We start from the raw sequence: 16,705 nt of genomic DNA, 5'->3' as shown, positions 1-16,705 counted from the left end.
ACTGTTCTAGTTGCTCCAGCATATCCGCGCTGCCCAAAGTCCTTGTTAGCCAGGCGGAACCACTTCATTACCTTTGAGCTAATCCAGCAATGGACATCCGCCACTTTCGCTACTTCCTGGCCGTCGCCCGGCAGCGCAATTTCACCCGCGCTGCCGAACAATTGGGGATTGCGCCGCCGACGTTGAGTCGACAGATCCAGGACATGGAAACCAGCCTGGGCACACGCCTGTTTATCCGTCAGCAACGCGAAGTCAGCCTCACCGAGGCGGGTGCTGCGTTGTTGATCGAGGCGGAGGCGACGGTGCGTCAGTTCGAGTTCGCCCAGCGCAATGCCCAGCGCGCCGGGCGTGGTGAGATCGGCCACATTGAGCTGGGCTATGTGGCATCGGCGGTGTATTCCGGGGTGCTGCAGCGGCAGATGCGCGGGTTTTGCCAGGCGTTTCCCGATGTCAGCGTGAACGTACGCGAATGCGCCATGGCCACGTTGCCGGGTGCGGTTGCGGACGGGCGCTGCGATATCGGCTATATCCGCTCACCGATGACCTTGCCGGAGAGTGTGGAAGCGCTACGCCTCGACAGTGAAGGCTTTGTGCTGGCGCTGCCGCAGGATTCGTGGCTGCTGGGGTTGAAAGCCATCCACTGTGAGCATTTGCAAAACGAAACCTTCATCCTGCCGGAACAGATCAGCGGCACGCTGCATGTAGCCGCCCAAGGCAGTTTTGCGCCGCGCCTGGGGCCGCAACCCGGAGGTTTGGTGGCGGTGGTCGCATTGGTGTCATTGGGGCAGGGCGTGGCCGTGGTGCCGGCGTCGGTGGTGGGGCATGCCAGCTTGCCGGGCGTGGTGTATCGCACGATCCAGGGCAGTGACGCGTCGTCCTGGCTGTCGTTGATTCACCGGCGCTTCGAAAAAGCGCCGGCGGTGGTGCGGTACATCCAGCAGGTCAGGGCTCAAGCACAACCTTGAGGGATTTGTCGCCGCGTTCCATCACGGCAAAGGCTTCCTTGAAATCCGCCAGGGCGAACTTGTGGGTGACCACGTCGCGCATGTCGATCTTGCGGTTGCCGATAAAGTCGATGGCGCGCGGGTACATGTAGGGCCCCAGGTGCGAGCCGAGTACATCCAGCTCCTTGCGGTCGCCAATGATCGACCAATCCACCGTGGCCTCGTCATTGAACACGCTGAACTCGACGAAACGCCCCAGCTTGCGCAGCATCGCCAGGCCCTGGTTGACCGCCTTGTGATGACCGGTGGCTTCGATGTAGATGTCGCAACCGTAGCCGTCGGTGATTTCACGGATCTTGGCCAGCACGTCGACTTCGGCGGGGTTCCACACCTCGTCGGCGCCCATGCGCAGGGCGAGGGCGGTGCGTTCGGGCTTCATGTCCAGCACGATGAGCTTTTTCGGGTTGCGCATGCGCACCGCGCCGATGATGCCCAGGCCCAGTGTGCCGGCGCCGGCGACCACCACCACATCATCGAAATCCACGTTGGCGCGTTCGGCGGCGTGCAGCGAGCAGGCCAGCGGTTCGATCAGGATGGCTTCGTCGGGGGCGATGGAATCCGGCACTTTATGGATGATGCCTTCCTTGGTGAAAATCATGTACTGAGCCATGGCGCCCTGCACATTGTTCTGGAACCCATACAGGTCGTGTTTCTGGCACATCCAGTACTGGCCGTGGTTGCAGAAGCGGCAGCCCCAGCACGGCACGATCTGCTCGGAAATGACCCGGTCGCCAATCTTCACGCCGCGTTTTTCCGCGCCTGGGCCGAGGGCGACCACACGGCAGACGAACTCATGGCCGGGGATCATTGGCGGCTTTACGTAGCGCGGTTGCTCGGCATCACCCCAGAACGAGGGCGCGCCGCGATAGGTCTTGATGTCGCCCATGCAGATGCCGCACAGCTCGACCTTGGTGAGGATTTCCTCGGGGCCGGGCGTAGGCACGTCGACGGTTTCCAGCCGGTAGTCTTCCGGGCCATGGCAGACCACGGCCTGCATGGTTTTCGGAATGATCGGGGACAGTTGTTCTTGCGGGCGTTCGGTGACGGTGGACATGGCTGGCCTCACAACAAAGATGAACGTATCGCTCCCGCGCGGGGAGCGATAATCCGGCAGGGCTTACTTGGCGCCGCTGACTTGTTTGTACAGCGCGTCGGCGTTGGCGTTGGTGACCGGCACCCAGGGCAGGATGTAGTTTTTGGCGGTGCCGTCACCCCATTTCACGTCTTTGGCGTAGCGCTCCCAGATCACCGATTGCGGCTTGTAGTCGCTGCCGGCCAATGCGCGCAGGGCCACATCCAGGGCACCTTGGGACTGGGCCTGGGCGTCTTGCAGGAAGGTGGTGACTTCGTCTTTTTTCGCCGCCTGGATCGCGTCCGGCATGCCGTCGATGGAGGTGACTGGCACATCCTTGGAAGTCAGTCCGTGGGACTTGAGCGCTTGCACGGCGCCGAGGGCCATGTCGTCGTTTTGTGCGATCACGCCGTTGATGCCTTTGGGGTGGGCGTTCAGCCAGTCCTCGGTCAGTGTCAGGGCTTGGGCGCGGTCCCAGTTGGCGGTTTTTTTCTCGATGATCTTGATGTCCGGGTGCTTGCCCAGCACTTCCAGCTCGCCTTTTTCGCGGTCGATCTGTGCCGACTGGCCAATCGGCCCCTGGATGATCACCACATTGCCCTTGCCGTTGAGCTTGTCGACCATGGCCTGGGCCTGCAGGCGGCCGCCTTCCACGTCGTCATTGCCGACATAAGGCACGGAGGCATCGGCTACTTTCGTATTGGAGGCGATGACCACCACGTCGTTGCTCATGGCTTGCTTGACGGTGCCCACGCCGGCCTTGGTGTCGATGGGCACGAACAGGATGGCGTCGTAGTGCTGGGTCACCATGTTTTCAATCTGGTTGTTCTGGGTCAGCGCGTCGTAGTTGCCATCGAACACCGTGAGCTGCACGGTGCCATCTTTGACGGCAGGGTGCTCCTTGAGCTCGCGCACCCAGTTCTGCATGAATTGGCCCTTGAGGCCGTAGACCGCCGCGCCGACCTTGTAGGTCTTGCCGTCGGCGGCCAGGGCGATGCTGCTGGCGAGGAGGGAGAGGGCCGCAGCGGCGGCGAAGGTCGTACCAAGTTTCATGATGAGCACCCCATTTATTGTTGTAGTCAGTCGGTCATTCATTGCCTTGCACTGATCATATGTTTATCAAATGAAAATCTGATCAGTCAAACGCTTTTGCTAAAAATGCTTAAATAGCGTGTTTTATGGGTTTTAATGAATAGAGTGACGATTTATGGCACGCATTTTGTTGTTGTTTGCATGATATAAATTTCAACAGGTGATCATATGATCGTGAAGGTCTGGCAACAGTTACAGATCTTGTAATAGTTTTGCGTTGTGGGAATTTTCTGTTTCGGCTGTACGATTCAAGTCCTTTTGTCATCGCAGGATTTGCATGAACACCCTCTCGGAGCCTCCCAGTCGTCTTTCCCCAAGACAACCGCTGCCGCTGTTCCCTCTGAAGCACCCCGTATTCCGACTGCTAACCTTGTACCGGTCCACTGACCGCGCCTTGCCGTGTCCGGCATTCTGAAAATCGATGACTGAAGAGACTTAATAAATGGAATGGTTAGCGGATCCAACGGCCTGGCTCGGCCTGTTGACCTTGATTGTGCTGGAACTGGTACTGGGCATCGACAACCTGGTGTTTATCGCGATCCTGGCGGACAAGTTGCCGCCGGAGCAGCGTGACCGTGCGCGGTTGATTGGCCTGTCCCTGGCATTGCTGATGCGCCTGGGCCTGTTGGCGAGTATTTCCTGGCTGGTAACCCTGACCCAGCCGCTGTTCGAGGTGTTCGACAAGAGCTTCTCGGGCCGTGACCTGATCATGCTGTTCGGTGGTGTGTTCCTGTTGTTCAAGGCCACCATGGAATTGCACGAACGCCTCGAAGGCCACGTGGCCCAGCGCACAGGCAATGCCGCCTACGCGATGTTCTGGCCGATCGTGGCGCAGATCGTGGTGCTCGATGCGGTGTTCTCCCTGGACGCGGTGATTACCGCCGTGGGCATGGTGGATGAACTGGCGGTGATGATGATCGCGGTGATCGTGTCCATCGGCGTGATGATCGTGGCGAGCAAGCCATTGACCCGCTTCGTCAATGCGCACCCGACGGTGATCATGTTGTGCCTGGGCTTCTTGATGATGATCGGTTTCGCCCTGACCGCCGAAGGCCTGGGCTTCCATATCCCGAAAGGCTACCTGTACGCGGCGATTGGCTTCTCGATCCTCATCGAATTGTTCAACCAGATCGCACGGGCCCGCCGCAAGAAGTCGGCGCAAGGGGTGTTGCCGGTGCGTGAGCGCACGGCTCATGCGGTGATGCGCTTGCTGGGTGGTCGGAGTCTGGCGGTGGAGGAGGTGAGCGATGAGGTTGCCGACCTGTTGGGCGAGCCGGATGCAGCGCAAGGCCCGGTGTTTGATCGACGTGAGCGTGTGATGATCAGTGGCGTGCTGCAACTGGCCGAACGGCCGATCCGCACGCTGATGACACCACGGGCCAAGGTCGACTGCATCGACCTGGCGGACGATCCCGAGAGTATTCGCCTGAAACTGATGCATTCGTCCTACTCGCGACTGCCGTTGATCCGCAACGGCGCGGTCGATGAGCCGCTGGGCTTCGTGCACAAGAAAGAGCTGCTCAAGGAATACCTGGCCGGTAATGAGCCGAACCTGGAGTACTTGGCGCGTCGCGCGATCAACCTGCTGGACAGCTTTTCGGTGCTCAACGCCCTGGAGCAGATGCGTCAGGAATCTACCCACATCGCGTTCGTGATCAACGAATTCGGTGACTTCATGGGTGTGTTGAGCATGACCGACATTCTCGAGTCCATCGCCGGTGAACTGCCGGACGCCAGCGAGATCGAGGGGCCGGATATCGTCGAAGAGGGCGCAGGTTTTCGCGCCAATGGTGCGCTGAACCTCAATCAGGTGCGTCAGCGCACGGGTTTCAACGCGGTTGCGACCGACGATTACCAGACCTTGGCCGGCCTGGTCATGAGCCTGCTGGACCGCCTGCCCGTGGTGGGCGACAGTCTGGTGCATGAAGGCTGGCGCCTGAGTGTGGCGGCCGTCGAGGAGCGGCGCGTGACCCAGGTGTCTATGGTGCGTGAAACGTAAAGCGGTCCTTGCCCGAGTGCTTTGATACGTACAACGCCTGGTCCGCCTTGATCAGTGCCTGGTTCAGGGTTTCGCCGTCCTCCACCCGGGCCAGGCCGATGCTGATGGTCACCGGGTGCTGGGTCGCTTTCTCACGCACTCGGGCACAGAGCAGGTTCGCCAAGTGCGCCGCATCCTCGCGGCGCACGCCTGCCAAGTAGATCCCGAACTCTTCGCCGCCCAGCCGGGCGTAATCGAAGTCGACCATGACCGTCTTGATGTCCTGGGCCACGCGCTTGAGGACGTCATCGCCGATGTCGTGGCCATACACATCATTCACTTTCTTGAAGTTGTCGATGTCGATCATCGCCAGGTAGTGATCGTGCGCCTTGGGCTGTTGGCTGAGCTTTTTCCCGGCGCTGGTCATGAAAGCGCGGCGGTTGGGGATTTCGGTAAGGGTGTCGAGGTAGGCCTGTTCCAGTAGCAGTTTGGACATGATGAAGTTATGCAGCTTGGCCTGGCGCAGTTTCAGGAAGCTGTAGAGCGTCAGGAAGGTCAGGAACACCGAATAGAAGGTCACCAGGGCGCCACGCACTTCCAGCAACGAGAGCTGGGCCAGGTGAAACGGGTTGAGCAATGCCCAGGTGATCAGCATTGTCGTGACGAACGACCAATGCTTGAGCGGTAGCACCGATGCGCTATAGAGGATGCTCGAAGCGGCCAGGATCAACCAGCTGGGGTGCAGGTCCATCGGCAAACCTTCGATCAGCAGGCGGGTGCCGAGGGCGATGATCGCGACGAATATAAGGTTGATCCACTGGAAGTGCTGGGCGTCGCGGGTAAATCCCAAGGTAATGGTGTTGATGGTCAGCAGCGCGAGAAAGAGCATCGAAAGCCCGGTAAAACCCTGGCCGCCCGGAAAGCTGACGATCAGGTCGAACACCAGCCAGATGCAGATGCTCGCGATGTAGATCAGCAGGCAGAAAGGCTTGAGTCGCTCGAAATCATGCTGGGCGAACTCACGTTGCAGGGCGGGTGAGGGGTGTTTCTTCAGGACTTCGGCTTCAATGGTCTTGAACATTGCTGACCCTGGTTCGGCTGAGACGGCACTCAGCAGCGTAGCCCGTGGTCAGCGACGTGCAAGGGCGGGTTTGACGGGGCGGCGTCGCTTGGCATAGCGCTTGAACAGGTTCTCCACCAGCTGGGCTTGATGCTCGGGTGGGCCGAAACCCTTTAGCTTTTCCTTTAATTCCCCATTGACGATGATCAGTCCTGTCGGGGTGCCTGTGACCTCTGGATTTCTTACGGTCTCTGCACAATCAATCACCAGGCTGACCACGCTAGGGTATTTGGCGGCGATCATTTCAAATAATGGCACTGCGCTGGTGCACGCTGGGCAGTGGGCTGAAACGTAAAGTAGGAACACCGCGCGTCGCGTATTCAATACACGCTGGTATTCCTCGGCGTTGGCAATCGTTGCGTTGGCAAGTCCCATGGCAATCGCTCTCCTGCGGATTTTCCGTGAGTGCCAACGCTAAGTCGCGAATTCCCTTCCGTCTACTGTCAACCTTCACAGGTCGCTATCGCGCTCCAGGCGTTCCCGTGCCTTGCGCGCCTGGCTTGCGCATTTCTTGTATTCAAGGTTGTCCCTCGAAGCCTTTGCCTGGCGATAGCCATGATGATTCTGGCTGGTGTAATTGGTGCTCAGGGCTGCGTTGAGCTTGCGCAGTTCTTCCTTGCACTCGCGGCGGTCGTTACTGGCCAATGCGCTGCCAGCCACCAGAAAGGAGAGCAAAACCAGGGTGAGGCGCAACTTCATCAGGGCGGAGTCCTTGTCGGAATGAATGTGCCAAGGCTAGCCCAGCGTGGGGATTTTTCCACGCGCCAGACGCACTGCAACGGTGCGCGGTAACGCCTTTGTGGCGCACGCAAGTGGGGCCTGTCACCGCTGTGTGGGGCCTTGGGTAGCAAAGTGATTTCAGGTGCTGGCTCAACGCCTTACTCCACATAATCTTTTATCTATCTGATTTAACACAAATTTATCCATATCGTTTTTTTCTGTTACCGCGTGTGGCACACTTTCTGCTGTCTATTCCGTTGTTACATACTAGGTTCCGGTATAGCGGAATACACAACTCCTGGAGTGCTTGTCATGCATCACCGACCTTCCGTGTTTAAAGCGTGTGTTTTTCTCTTCGCCGCATCGGCTTCCCTCGCCAGCATCGTGCAGGCGGCGGACAGCAAGCTCGATGATGTGCTCAAACGTGGGCACCTCATCGTGGGTACAGGCAGTACCAATGCGCCGTGGCACTTCCAGGGAGCGGATGGCAAGTTGCAGGGGTTTGATATCGACATCGGCCGCATCGTGGCCAAGGGTTTGTTCAATGACCCGAGCAAAGTCGAGTTCGTGGTGCAGTCGTCTGACGCACGGATTCCCAACCTGCTGACCAACAAGGTCGACATGAGTTGCCAGTTCATTACCGTCACCGCCAGCCGTGCCCAGCAGGTCGCCTTCACCCTGCCGTACTACCGCGAAGGCGTGGGCCTGCTGCTGCCGAACAACAGCAAGTACAAAGAGATTGAAGACCTGCAGGCCGCCGGCGACGGCGTCACCGTGGCCGTGCTGCAGAACGTGTATGCCGAAGAACTGGTGCACCAGGCGCTGCCCAAGGCCAAGGTCGACCAGTACGACAGCGTCGACCTGATGTACCAGGCCGTGAACTCCGGTCGCGCCGATGCCGCTGCCACCGACCAGTCCTCGGTCAAATACCTGATGGTGCAGAACCCAGGCCGCTACCGCAGCCCGACGTACGCCTGGAGCCCGCAGACCTACGCGTGCGCCGTCAAGCGTGGCGACCAGGACTGGCTGAACTTCGTCAACACTGCGCTGCATGAAGCCATGACCGGTGTGGAGTTCCCGACCTACAAGGCCTCGTTCAAGCAATGGTTCGGTGTCGACCTGCCGGAACCTGCGATCGGCTTCCCGGTTGAGTTCAAGTAAATCGAAACCCTGGGGCGTCGCTGACGACGCCCCAATCAGGTACTGCTGACCATGAACTATCAGTTGAACTTTGCCGCCGTGTGGCGCGACTTCCCCAGCTTGCTGGCGGGGCTCGGCCTGGGCCTTGAGCTGGCGCTGCTGTCGATCACCATCGGCTGCGTGATCGGCCTGATGATGGCGTTTGCCATGCTGTCCAAGCACCGTGCGTTGCGGGTCTTCGCCTCGGTGTACGTGACGGTGGTGCGCAATACGCCGATCCTTGTGTTGATCCTGTTGATCTACTTTGCATTGCCCAGCCTCGGGATCCGTCTGGACAAGATCCCGTCGTTTATCATCACCTTGTCGCTGTACGCCGGTGCTTACTTGACCGAAGTGTTCCGCGCCGGGCTGTTAAACATTCCCAAGGGCTTGCGCGAAGCCGGGCTGGCCATCGGCCTGGGCGAGTGGCGTATCCGCGCCTACATCACCGTGCCGGTGATGCTGCGCAACGTACTGCCCGCGCTGTCGAACAACTTCATTTCGCTGTTCAAGGATACCTCCCTCGCTGCGGCCATCGCGGTGCCGGAGCTGACCTACTACGCCCGCAAGATCAACGTCGAAAGCTACCGGGTGATTGAAACCTGGCTGGTCACGACCGCGCTCTACGTGGCTGCCTGTTACCTCATTGCCATGCTGCTCCGTTACCTGGAACAGCGTCTGGCGATCCGTCGTTAAGGAGGGCTTTCATGTACGAGTCCCCAAGCTGGCTGCATGAGTTGTGGATCGCCCGGGATACCCTCTGGGCGGGCTTTCAAGCCAGCGTTTATGTGTCTGCGTTGGCGATTATCTTTGGCACCCTGATCGGCATTGTCGCGGGGTTGATCCTGACCTACGGCAAGTTCTGGATGCGTGCGCCATTCCGCCTGTACGTCGACCTGATCCGTGGTACGCCGGTGTTTGTGCTGGTACTCGCGTGTTTCTACATGCTGCCGGCGCTCGGGTGGCAGATCACCGCGTTCCAGGCCGGTGCGGTCGGGTTGACGCTGTTCTGTGGCTCCCACGTCTCCGAGATCGTGCGCGGCGCGCTGCAAGCCATTCCCCGTGGGCAACTGGAAGCGGGCAAGGCGATCGGCCTGACGTTCTACCAGTCCCTGGGCTACGTGCTGCTGCCCCAGGCGCTGCGCCAGATTTTGCCGACCTGGGTCAACTCCTCCACGGAAATCGTCAAGGCCTCGACCTTGCTGTCGGTGATCGGCGTGGCCGAGTTGCTGCTCAGTACCCAGCAGGTGATCGCACGCACCTTCATGACCCTGGAGTTCTACCTGTTCGCAGGCTTTATGTTCTTTGTCATCAACTACGCCATCGAGTTATTCGGGCGCTACATTGAAAAGCGGGTGGCCTTGCCATGAATCAATCTCAAACCAACCAACCGCTGCTGAACATTCGTGGCCTGCGTAAGCAATACGGCCAAGTGGAAGTACTCAAGGGCGTTGACCTGTCCATGCAGCGTGGCAACGTGGTGACCTTGATCGGCTCCAGCGGCTCGGGCAAGACCACACTGTTGCGTTGCGTCAACCTGCTGGAAGAGTTCCAGGGCGGGCAGATCACCCTGGATGGCGAGTCCATCGGCTACAGCGAAATTGCCGGCAAGCGCGTGCGCCACCCCGAGCGGGTGATTGCCCAGCACCGTGCGATGACCGGCATGGCGTTCCAGCAATTCAACCTGTTCCCGCACCTGACGGCCTTGCAGAACGTCACCCTTGGCTTGCTCAAGGTCAAGAAGATGGGCAAGGACGAAGCCGTCGCACTGGCAGAAAAATGGCTGGACCGCGTCGGCCTTCTGGAACGTCGCAATCACTTCCCCGGTCAGCTGTCCGGCGGTCAGCAACAGCGTGTAGCGATTGCTCGCGCCATTGCCATGAACCCCAGCCTGATGCTGTTCGACGAAGTCACCTCGGCCCTCGACCCGGAGTTGGTGGGCGAAGTGCTCAGCGTGATCAAGGGCCTGGCGGAAGAGGGCATGACCATGTTGCTGGTCACCCACGAAATGCGCTTTGCCTACGAAGTCTCGGACAAGATCGTTTTCATGAACCAGGGCCGCATTGAAGAGCAGGGCACCTCGAAAGACATCTTCGAACGCCCGCAATCGCCGCGCCTGGCGGAATTTCTCAAGAACATTCGTTTTTAATCAGGAGCCTTTTTTATGAGCATTACTCGTTACGGTGCCGGTAGCACAGCCGGCGGTGGTCAACCCCGTCCTTTCGCCCGTGCGGTGGAAGCCGATGGTTGGTTGTACGTCTCAGGCCAAGTGCCTGCGGTGGACGGCGAAATCATCACTGGGGGCATCATCGAACAGACCCGCCAGACCATGCGCAACGTGGTGGCGATCCTTGAAGAAGCCGGTTACGAATTGAAAGATGTCGTGCGCGTCGGCGTGTGGCTGGAAGACCCGCGGGACTTCTGGAGTTTCAACAAGGTCTTCGGTGAGTACTTCACCCCGGAACACGCCCCGGCGCGGGCTTGCGTGCAGGCCAATATGATGGTCGATTGCAAGGTGGAGATCGATTGCGTGGCGTACAAGAAGAAGTAAAGATGATCGCCCTGTTTGTGAGGCATGGGTTTCCTGTGGTGAGGGGGCTTGTCCCCCGCTGGAGTGCGCAGCGCTCCCGCTTTTTTTGGGGCCGCTTCGCAGCCCAGCGCGAGCAAGCTCGCTCACCACAACAGCTCGCTCACCACAGGTTGATCGCCCGCTTTGAGCATTTATGAGACCGAAACTGCCATGACCGAAGACACCATCAAACGCCGCGCCAAAGGCCTGGACCGTGCATTCGATATCCTCGATTTTCTCAAGGAAATCGGCCAGCCCCTGCGCCCGAATGATATTGCCAGCGGCATCGGCAGCCCCAAGTCCACCGTCTATGAACTGGTGGCGTCGCTGCTTGAGCGGCGCATCCTGGAAACGGTAGGCAAGGACGGTCACGTCTACCTCGGCCGCCAGCTGTATTTTCTCGGCCAGGCGCACCTGCGTCATTTCGACCTGACCCGCGAGGCCGATCACGCCCTGCAGGAGATCGTCAGCCAGACCCACGAAACTGCGCAGATGTGCCTGCTCAACGGGCGCAAATACACGGTGGCGCTGATGCGTGAGGGCGAGCGGCATTTCCGTATTTCTTCGGACATCGGCGAAAACGCTCCCATCCCGTGGACCGCCTCCGGGCGCCTGTTGCTGGGGCACTTGAGCGACCAGCAGATCATCGACCTGATCGATCACGATGACTTCATCCTTCCGGACGGCCAGCGCCTGCCGCTGGACACCTTCCTGGCGCAAATCCGTCAGGCCACCCTCGATGGCTTCTTTTCCTTCGACAGCGTGGCCGACACCTTTACCCATTGCTTTGCCGCCCCGGTGCGGGACGCGCAAGGCATCAGCATCGCGACGCTGTGCATCGTCGCCCCACGCGCCGATGCCACAAAAAACTACAACGACTATCGCCGGGTGTTGATCGACAGCGCCAACAACCTGGCCCGGCGTATCAACGAATAGGAGTTTTCCATGTCTGCCATCAATGCCGTTGAAAAGGGCGCCGCCGCCGTTGGGGCCCACCTGGTCCGTGACGTCAGCCTGCCTGCCCTGGTGCTGCACCGTGACGCCCTGGCACACAACATCCGCTGGATGCAGGACTTCGTCAGCAACAGCGGCGCGCAGCTGGCGCCCCATGGCAAGACCAGCATGATGCCGGCGCTGTTTCAGCGCCAGATCGAAGCGGGCGCCTGGGGCATCACCCTGGCCAATGCCGTGCAGACCCGTGCCGCCTATGCCGGTGGCGTGCGTCGCGTGCTGATGGCCAACCAACTGGTAGGCGCGCCGAACATGGCGTTGATTGCTGACCTGTTGGCCGACAAGGACTTCGACTTCCACTGCATGGTCGATCACCCGGACAACGTCGCCGACCTGGGCCTGTTCTTCGCCGCCCGTGGCCTGCGCCTGAACGTGATGATCGAATACGGCGTGGTCGGCGGTCGTTGCGGCTGCCGCAGCGAGCAGGAAGTGCGCGACCTGGCCAAGGCGATCAAGGCCCAACCGGCCCTGGCCCTCACCGGGATCGAAGGCTACGAAGGCGTGATTCATGGCGAACACGCGATCAGCGGCATTCGCGATTTCGCCGCCAGCCTGGTGCGCTTGGCGGTAGACCTGCAGAACAACGGTTCTTTCGACCTGCCCAAGCCCATCGTCACAGCGTCGGGTTCGGCCTGGTATGACCTGATTGCCGAGTCTTTCGAAGAGCAGAACGCTGCTGGCCGCTTCCTCAGCGTATTGCGCCCTGGCAGCTACGTAGCTCATGACCACGGCATCTACAAAGAGGCGCAATGCTGCGTGCTCGACCGTCGCAGCGACCTCAGCGAAGGCCTGCGCCCAGCGCTGGAAGTCTGGGCTCATGTGCAATCGTTGCCCGAGCCGGGCTTTGCAGTGATCGCCCTGGGCAAACGTGATGTGGCCTACGACGCCGGTTTGCCGGTGCCGCTCAAACGCTACAAGGCCGGTATTTTGCCGGCAGAAGGTGATGACGTGGGCACGTGCAAGGTCACCGCGGTGATGGACCAGCATGCGTTCATGACCGTGGCGCCGGGGGTTGAGTTGCGTATTGGCGACATCATTTCGTTCGGTACATCCCACCCTTGTTTGACGTTCGACAAGTGGCAGGTCGGATGCCTGGTGGATGAGCAGTTGCAGGTGATCGAATCCCTGGAAACCCGATTCTGAGTGTAAAGCCATGACCCGCTTGTCCCCACGCATCGCCCTGATCGGCGAATGCATGATCGAACTGCAACACCGCGCCGACGGCAGCCTGCACCAGAGCTTCGGCGGCGACACTTTAAATGCGGCGGTGTACCTGCGCCGCGAACTGGGCGACACCGGCAGCGTCGACTACGTCACCGCCCTGGGCGATGACAGCTTCAGCGATGCCATGTGCCAGCAATGGGCACAGGAAGGCCTGGGCCTGGAAAGGGTCCAGCGCCTGCCCGGACGCCTGCCGGGTTTGTACTGCATCCAGACCGACGCCAATGGCGAACGCAAATTCCTCTACTGGCGCAACGAAGCCGCCGTGCGTGACTGTTTCACCACGCCCGCCGCCGAGCCGATCCTGGCCGCTTTGCCGGACTACGACGTGGTGTATTTCAGCGGCATCACCCTGGCGGTGTTGGGTGATATCGGCCGTGAGCGTTTGCTGCAAACCCTGGTCGAGACCCGTCGGCGAGGGGGCAAGGTGGTGTTCGACAACAACTATCGGCCGCGTCTGTGGGCCAGTGTGGACGCGGCGCGCGCGGCGTATCACCGTGTGTTGGCCGAGGTGGATATCGCCTTGCTGACCGAGGACGACGAGCGTGCGTTGTTTGGTTATGCCGACAGCGAGCAGGTGTTCGCGGCGTATCCGGGGATTGAAGAAGTGGTGCTCAAGCGCGGGGCGGATGAATGTCTGATCCGTTGCAACGGCGAGCACTTTGCGGTCCCGGCGCTGAAGGTGGAAAAGGTGGTGGACACGACAGCGGCGGGGGATTCGTTCAGTGCGGCGTATTTGGCGGGGCGGCTCAAGGGCGGTTCGCCAGAGGAAGCCGCTTTGGCTGGTCATCGGCTGGCCAGTCGGGTCATCCAAGTGCCTGGCGCACTCATCTCCAAAGTGTAAACCGAACCCTTGTGGTGAGCGGGCTTGCCCCGCGCAGGGCAAGCCTGCTCACCACAAAAGGTAGGTTTGGCACCGGTTTATCAGTCGCGGTAAAACACCTGCACCAAGTGATACCCGAACTTGCTCTTGATCGGCCCGTGAACCACCTTCACCGGCTTCTTGAAGATCACCGCATCAATCGCCCCCACCATCTGCCCCGGCCGCACTTCACCCAAGTCGCCGCCACGTTTGCCGGACGGGCAGGTGGAGTACTTCTTGGCCAGCACATCAAAGGCTTCACCCTTGGCGATGCGCTGCTTGAGTTGTTCGGCTTCTTCGCTGGTTTTCACCAGGATATGACGGGCTTGGGCTTTCATTGATCTCTACCAGGTGTGCGACGGCGCGCGATTATGCCTGAACTCATGCGTCGACGCTGATCATGCTACGGATTTTGGTGGCCAGCAGGTCGATGGAGAACGGCTTGGCGACCATGTCCATGCCGTCCTCCAGGAATCCCTGGCGTTCGGCGGCTTTTTCGGCATAACCGGTCATGAACAAGACGCGCAAGCCAGGCCGGTGTTGGCGGGCAATCTCCGCCAATTGCCGGCCATTCATGCCCGGCAGGCCAACATCGGTGACCAACAAGTCGACGCGCAGGTCCGACTCCAGCAGCGGAAGTGCCGCCCGCGCATCCGCCGCCTGGTGCGCGGTGTAGCCCAGTTCGTCGAGCACATTGACCACCAGCATGCGCACTGCCGGGTCGTCTTCGACCACCACCACCGCTTCGCCGGCCAGGGCCACCGGTGCTTCACCGAGGCTGGCAGGTAAACTGCTTTCCAGCGCCGTGCCATACAGGCGCGGCAGGTACAGACGTACGCACGTGCCTTGGCCCGGCTCGCTATGAATGGTCACATGACCACCGGACTGCTGGGCAAACCCGTAGATCATCGACAGCCCCAGGCCAGTGCCCTGGCCGATGGGTTTGGTGGTGAAGAACGGGTCGAACGCCTTGGCCAGGATTTTCGGCGCCATGCCGGTGCCGTTGTCGCACACGCCGAGCATCACGTAGTCGCCGGCCTTGACCGGTTCAAGGGTGGTGATGTCGGTGCCGTCCAGGTAACTGTTGGCGGTTTCGATCAGCAGTTCGCCGCCGTCGGGCATGGCGTCGCGCGCGTTGATCACCAGGTTGAGCAGGGCGTTTTCCAGTTGGCTGGCGTCGGTGTTCACCGGCCAGATGTCGCGACCCAGTTGCACCTTGAGCCCGATGTGCGCGCCTTTGGTGCGACGGAACAAGTCTTCCAGGGAGGCGACCAATTGGTTCGGGTCCAGCGGGCGTCGGTCCAGCGACTGACGGCGCGAGAACGCCAGCAACCGATGGGTGAGAGCGGCCGCGCGATGGGCGGAGGACACGGCGGCATCGGTAAAACGGCCGATCTCGTCACTGCGCCCGGCGGCGATGTAGCGCTGCATCAGGTCCAGGCTGCCGATGATACCGGTGAGCATATTGTTGAAGTCATGGGCAATGCCACCGGTGAGCTGGCCCACGGCTTCCATCTTCTGCGCATGGCGCAACGCGTCTTCGGCACGCTCACGCTCGTACATCTCGTTTTGCAGGCGCTGATTGGCTTCGGCCAGGGCCTGGGTGCGCTGGGCCACGCGTTCTTCAAGGTTTTCGTTGAGGTGGCGCAGGGCTTCTTCGGTGAGTTTGCGTTCGGTCTCGTCGATCACGAAGATGTAGAAACCATTGACTGAACCGTCATTGCTGAACCGCGGCAGGTACTTCATCAACGCATGGCGCGGACGGCCATCGTGGTGCGGAGTGATGGTCATGAAGCTGCAGGCCTTGCCCTTGAGCGCGGCGGCGATCTTGTCTTCACGCCCGGCGTACACCTCGTCGCCGAGCACTTCGCGGATGGTCTTGCCGTACAGCTCCTGGGGCGTCATGCCGTACCATTCCAGGTACGCGCTGTTGTTCAGGCGAAAGCGCTGTTCATGGTCGACATAACCGATCAACACCGGCATGGCGTTGATGATCAGTTGCAACTCGGTCTGGCTCTGACGCAAGGCCTGCTCGGTGTTCTTGCGCTCGGTGAGGTCCAGCGCGGCCCCGAGGAAACGTGCCGGGCGGCCTTGATGATCCTTGTAGCAACGGCCACGGGCGAACACCCAGCGTACCTGGCCGTCGGCTTGCAGCAAGCGATACTCCTCGGCGTACTCGGTGCCAAAGGTGATGCAGTGCTTGATGCTGCGCGCCACCATGCCACGGTCTTCCGGGTGCACGCCGTGCAGGTAATCGCTGATCGGCAACGAACGCGCATCGCTGGGGTCGACGCCGTGCAAGTAGGCGAAGTGCGCGTCGGCGATGAAGCGGTCTTCGCCGATGTCCCAATCCCAGGTGCCTACCGCGTCGGTGGCGGCCAAGGCCAACTGCAAGCGTTGTTCGGTGTTGTGTTGGGCCTTGCGGCGTTCGTTGGTTTCGATGGCGGTGACCAGAATCCCGGCCACACGGGCGCTTTCATCGCGGATCGGGCTGTAGGTCAGGTCCAGCCAGATTTCCGTGTCGCGATTGTTGCGTTGCAGCACGAACCGCTGCTCGCTGAAGGTGCGCACCTGGCCGCTGAGCACGGCGTCGTAGATCGGCGCGGTAAAGCTTTCCAGCTCCGGCCAGGTCTGATGCGCCGGCTGGCCCATCGCTTCAGGGTGTTTGTTGCCGGCGAGTTGGGCGAAGCCGTCGTTGTAGAGCTGCGTGAGCTGGCTGCCCCACAGCAGGAGCATCGGCATCGGCGAGTGGACGACAATATCCACGGCGGTGCGCAGGCTTTGCGGCCAATCACTGGCCTCACCGAGCGGGCTTTGCGCCCAGTCCAGCCGCGCAATCAATGCAGCGGCTTCGCTACCGGTGGATGTTCCAATCAT

The 16,705-nt window shown here is 60.5% G+C and carries 17 protein-coding genes; 10 read left to right on the top strand and 7 right to left on the bottom strand.

Annotated elements, in window-relative coordinates:
- Nucleotides 1-89 precede the first annotated feature (89 nt).
- Nucleotides 90-965: a LysR family transcriptional regulator gene (locus OZ428_RS19050; RefSeq protein WP_269130899.1), complete on the top strand. Its 876-nt coding sequence runs from the start codon at nucleotides 90-92 to the stop codon at nucleotides 963-965.
- On the opposite strand, the gene OZ428_RS19045 is transcribed toward OZ428_RS19050, so the two are convergent.
- Both OZ428_RS19045 and OZ428_RS19040 read right to left on the bottom strand, forming a co-directional pair.
- Nucleotides 943-2,058 (bottom strand): MDR/zinc-dependent alcohol dehydrogenase-like family protein, encoded by a 1,116-nt coding sequence (locus OZ428_RS19045; protein WP_038846173.1) that lies wholly within the window; start codon nucleotides 2,056-2,058, stop codon nucleotides 943-945. The two genes, OZ428_RS19050 and OZ428_RS19045, sit on opposite strands and share 23 nt — an antisense overlap.
- A gap of 63 nt (nucleotides 2,059-2,121) precedes the next feature.
- A complete protein-coding gene (locus OZ428_RS19040) occupies nucleotides 2,122-3,129 on the bottom strand; it encodes a substrate-binding domain-containing protein (RefSeq protein ID WP_033902333.1) in 1,008 nt (335 codons plus the stop codon).
- 481 nt (nucleotides 3,130-3,610) lie between these two features.
- Here OZ428_RS19040 and OZ428_RS19035 point away from each other — a divergent pair, with 481 nt between their 5' ends.
- The gene (locus OZ428_RS19035) at nucleotides 3,611-5,167 is read left to right on the top strand and encodes a TerC family protein (RefSeq protein ID WP_269130898.1); all 1,557 of its coding nucleotides are present in this window, start codon (nucleotides 3,611-3,613) and stop codon (nucleotides 5,165-5,167) included.
- Here OZ428_RS19035 and OZ428_RS19030 read toward each other — a convergent pair.
- From OZ428_RS19030 to OZ428_RS19020, 3 genes are all read right to left on the bottom strand, one after another.
- Nucleotides 5,148-6,227, bottom strand: a complete 1,080-nt coding sequence (locus OZ428_RS19030) for a GGDEF domain-containing protein (RefSeq protein WP_269130897.1) — start codon at nucleotides 6,225-6,227, stop codon at nucleotides 5,148-5,150. The two genes, OZ428_RS19035 and OZ428_RS19030, sit on opposite strands and share 20 nt — an antisense overlap.
- 48 nt (nucleotides 6,228-6,275) lie before the next feature.
- Nucleotides 6,276-6,641: a thioredoxin family protein gene (locus OZ428_RS19025; protein ID WP_269130896.1), complete on the bottom strand. Its 366-nt coding sequence runs from the start codon at nucleotides 6,639-6,641 to the stop codon at nucleotides 6,276-6,278.
- Between the two features lie 75 nt (nucleotides 6,642-6,716).
- Nucleotides 6,717-6,965 (bottom strand): hypothetical protein, encoded by a 249-nt coding sequence (locus OZ428_RS19020; RefSeq protein WP_033902336.1) that lies wholly within the window; start codon nucleotides 6,963-6,965, stop codon nucleotides 6,717-6,719.
- 333 nt (nucleotides 6,966-7,298) lie between these two features.
- Between OZ428_RS19020 and OZ428_RS19015 the strand changes: the two genes are divergently transcribed.
- The 8 genes from OZ428_RS19015 to OZ428_RS18980 all read left to right on the top strand — a co-directional run bounded on the left by OZ428_RS19015 (nucleotide 7,299) and on the right by OZ428_RS18980 (nucleotide 13,810).
- Nucleotides 7,299-8,147: a transporter substrate-binding domain-containing protein gene (locus OZ428_RS19015; protein ID WP_016976587.1), complete on the top strand. Its 849-nt coding sequence runs from the start codon at nucleotides 7,299-7,301 to the stop codon at nucleotides 8,145-8,147.
- A gap of 51 nt (nucleotides 8,148-8,198) precedes the next feature.
- Entirely contained in the window at nucleotides 8,199-8,861 is a 663-nt protein-coding gene (locus OZ428_RS19010) for an amino acid ABC transporter permease (RefSeq protein ID WP_269130895.1), read from the top strand.
- A gap of 11 nt (nucleotides 8,862-8,872) precedes the next feature.
- A complete protein-coding gene (locus tag OZ428_RS19005; RefSeq protein ID WP_016976586.1) occupies nucleotides 8,873-9,535 on the top strand; it encodes an amino acid ABC transporter permease in 663 nt (220 codons plus the stop codon).
- Nucleotides 9,532-10,314, top strand: a complete 783-nt coding sequence (locus tag OZ428_RS19000) for an amino acid ABC transporter ATP-binding protein (protein WP_033902339.1) — start codon at nucleotides 9,532-9,534, stop codon at nucleotides 10,312-10,314. The genes OZ428_RS19005 and OZ428_RS19000 overlap by 4 nt, the downstream gene beginning before the upstream one ends.
- Before the next feature lie 15 nt (nucleotides 10,315-10,329).
- Nucleotides 10,330-10,716: a RidA family protein gene (locus OZ428_RS18995; protein WP_016976584.1), complete on the top strand. Its 387-nt coding sequence runs from the start codon at nucleotides 10,330-10,332 to the stop codon at nucleotides 10,714-10,716.
- Nucleotides 10,717-10,905: 189 nt separating this feature from the next.
- Entirely contained in the window at nucleotides 10,906-11,670 is a 765-nt protein-coding gene (locus tag OZ428_RS18990) for an IclR family transcriptional regulator (protein WP_269130894.1), read from the top strand.
- A gap of 9 nt (nucleotides 11,671-11,679) precedes the next feature.
- Nucleotides 11,680-12,888, top strand: a complete 1,209-nt coding sequence (locus OZ428_RS18985; RefSeq protein WP_061448800.1) for an amino acid deaminase — start codon at nucleotides 11,680-11,682, stop codon at nucleotides 12,886-12,888.
- 10 nt (nucleotides 12,889-12,898) lie between these two features.
- Nucleotides 12,899-13,810, top strand: coding sequence for a sugar kinase (locus tag OZ428_RS18980; protein ID WP_269130893.1), 912 nt, complete (start codon nucleotides 12,899-12,901; stop codon nucleotides 13,808-13,810).
- Nucleotides 13,811-13,890: 80 nt separating this feature from the next.
- Here the strand turns inward: OZ428_RS18980 and OZ428_RS18975 are convergent, their stop codons facing one another.
- On the bottom strand, nucleotides 13,891-14,166 hold the full coding sequence (locus OZ428_RS18975) for a peptidylprolyl isomerase (protein ID WP_003174397.1): 276 nt from the start codon (nucleotides 14,164-14,166) through the stop codon (nucleotides 13,891-13,893).
- Nucleotides 14,167-14,209: 43 nt separating this feature from the next.
- Nucleotides 14,210-16,705 carry a PAS domain-containing hybrid sensor histidine kinase/response regulator gene (locus OZ428_RS18970; protein WP_269130892.1) on the bottom strand — a complete coding sequence of 832 codons (2,496 nt, stop codon included), beginning with the start codon at nucleotides 16,703-16,705 and terminating at the stop codon, nucleotides 14,210-14,212.

Origin of the sequence: Pseudomonas sp. GXZC (genome assembly GCF_026967615.1) — a bacterium.
Classification (GTDB): domain Bacteria; phylum Pseudomonadota; class Gammaproteobacteria; order Pseudomonadales; family Pseudomonadaceae; genus Aquipseudomonas; species Aquipseudomonas azotoformans_A.
This window is presented reverse-complemented; position numbering and strand designations above follow the sequence as displayed.

Coding starts and splice junctions, on each gene's coding strand:
- OZ428_RS19020 (WP_033902336.1), bottom strand. CDS start 6,965: ATGAAGTTGCGCCTCACCCTGGTTTTGCTCTCCTTTCTGGTGGCTGGC.
- OZ428_RS18975 (WP_003174397.1), bottom strand. CDS start 14,166: ATGAAAGCCCAAGCCCGTCATATCCTGGTGAAAACCAGCGAAGAAGCC.
- OZ428_RS19050 (WP_269130899.1), top strand. CDS start 90: ATGGACATCCGCCACTTTCGCTACTTCCTGGCCGTCGCCCGGCAGCGC.
- OZ428_RS18990 (WP_269130894.1), top strand. CDS start 10,906: ATGACCGAAGACACCATCAAACGCCGCGCCAAAGGCCTGGACCGTGCA.
- OZ428_RS19040 (WP_033902333.1), bottom strand. CDS start 3,129: ATGAAACTTGGTACGACCTTCGCCGCCGCTGCGGCCCTCTCCCTCCTC.
- OZ428_RS18985 (WP_061448800.1), top strand. CDS start 11,680: ATGTCTGCCATCAATGCCGTTGAAAAGGGCGCCGCCGCCGTTGGGGCC.
- OZ428_RS19015 (WP_016976587.1), top strand. CDS start 7,299: ATGCATCACCGACCTTCCGTGTTTAAAGCGTGTGTTTTTCTCTTCGCC.
- OZ428_RS19000 (WP_033902339.1), top strand. CDS start 9,532: ATGAATCAATCTCAAACCAACCAACCGCTGCTGAACATTCGTGGCCTG.
- OZ428_RS18980 (WP_269130893.1), top strand. CDS start 12,899: ATGACCCGCTTGTCCCCACGCATCGCCCTGATCGGCGAATGCATGATC.
- OZ428_RS19005 (WP_016976586.1), top strand. CDS start 8,873: ATGTACGAGTCCCCAAGCTGGCTGCATGAGTTGTGGATCGCCCGGGAT.
- OZ428_RS19045 (WP_038846173.1), bottom strand. CDS start 2,058: ATGTCCACCGTCACCGAACGCCCGCAAGAACAACTGTCCCCGATCATT.
- OZ428_RS19030 (WP_269130897.1), bottom strand. CDS start 6,227: ATGTTCAAGACCATTGAAGCCGAAGTCCTGAAGAAACACCCCTCACCC.
- OZ428_RS19010 (WP_269130895.1), top strand. CDS start 8,199: ATGAACTATCAGTTGAACTTTGCCGCCGTGTGGCGCGACTTCCCCAGC.
- OZ428_RS19035 (WP_269130898.1), top strand. CDS start 3,611: ATGGAATGGTTAGCGGATCCAACGGCCTGGCTCGGCCTGTTGACCTTG.
- OZ428_RS19025 (WP_269130896.1), bottom strand. CDS start 6,641: ATGGGACTTGCCAACGCAACGATTGCCAACGCCGAGGAATACCAGCGT.
- OZ428_RS18995 (WP_016976584.1), top strand. CDS start 10,330: ATGAGCATTACTCGTTACGGTGCCGGTAGCACAGCCGGCGGTGGTCAA.
- OZ428_RS18970 (WP_269130892.1), bottom strand. CDS start 16,705: ATGATTGGAACATCCACCGGTAGCGAAGCCGCTGCATTGATTGCGCGG.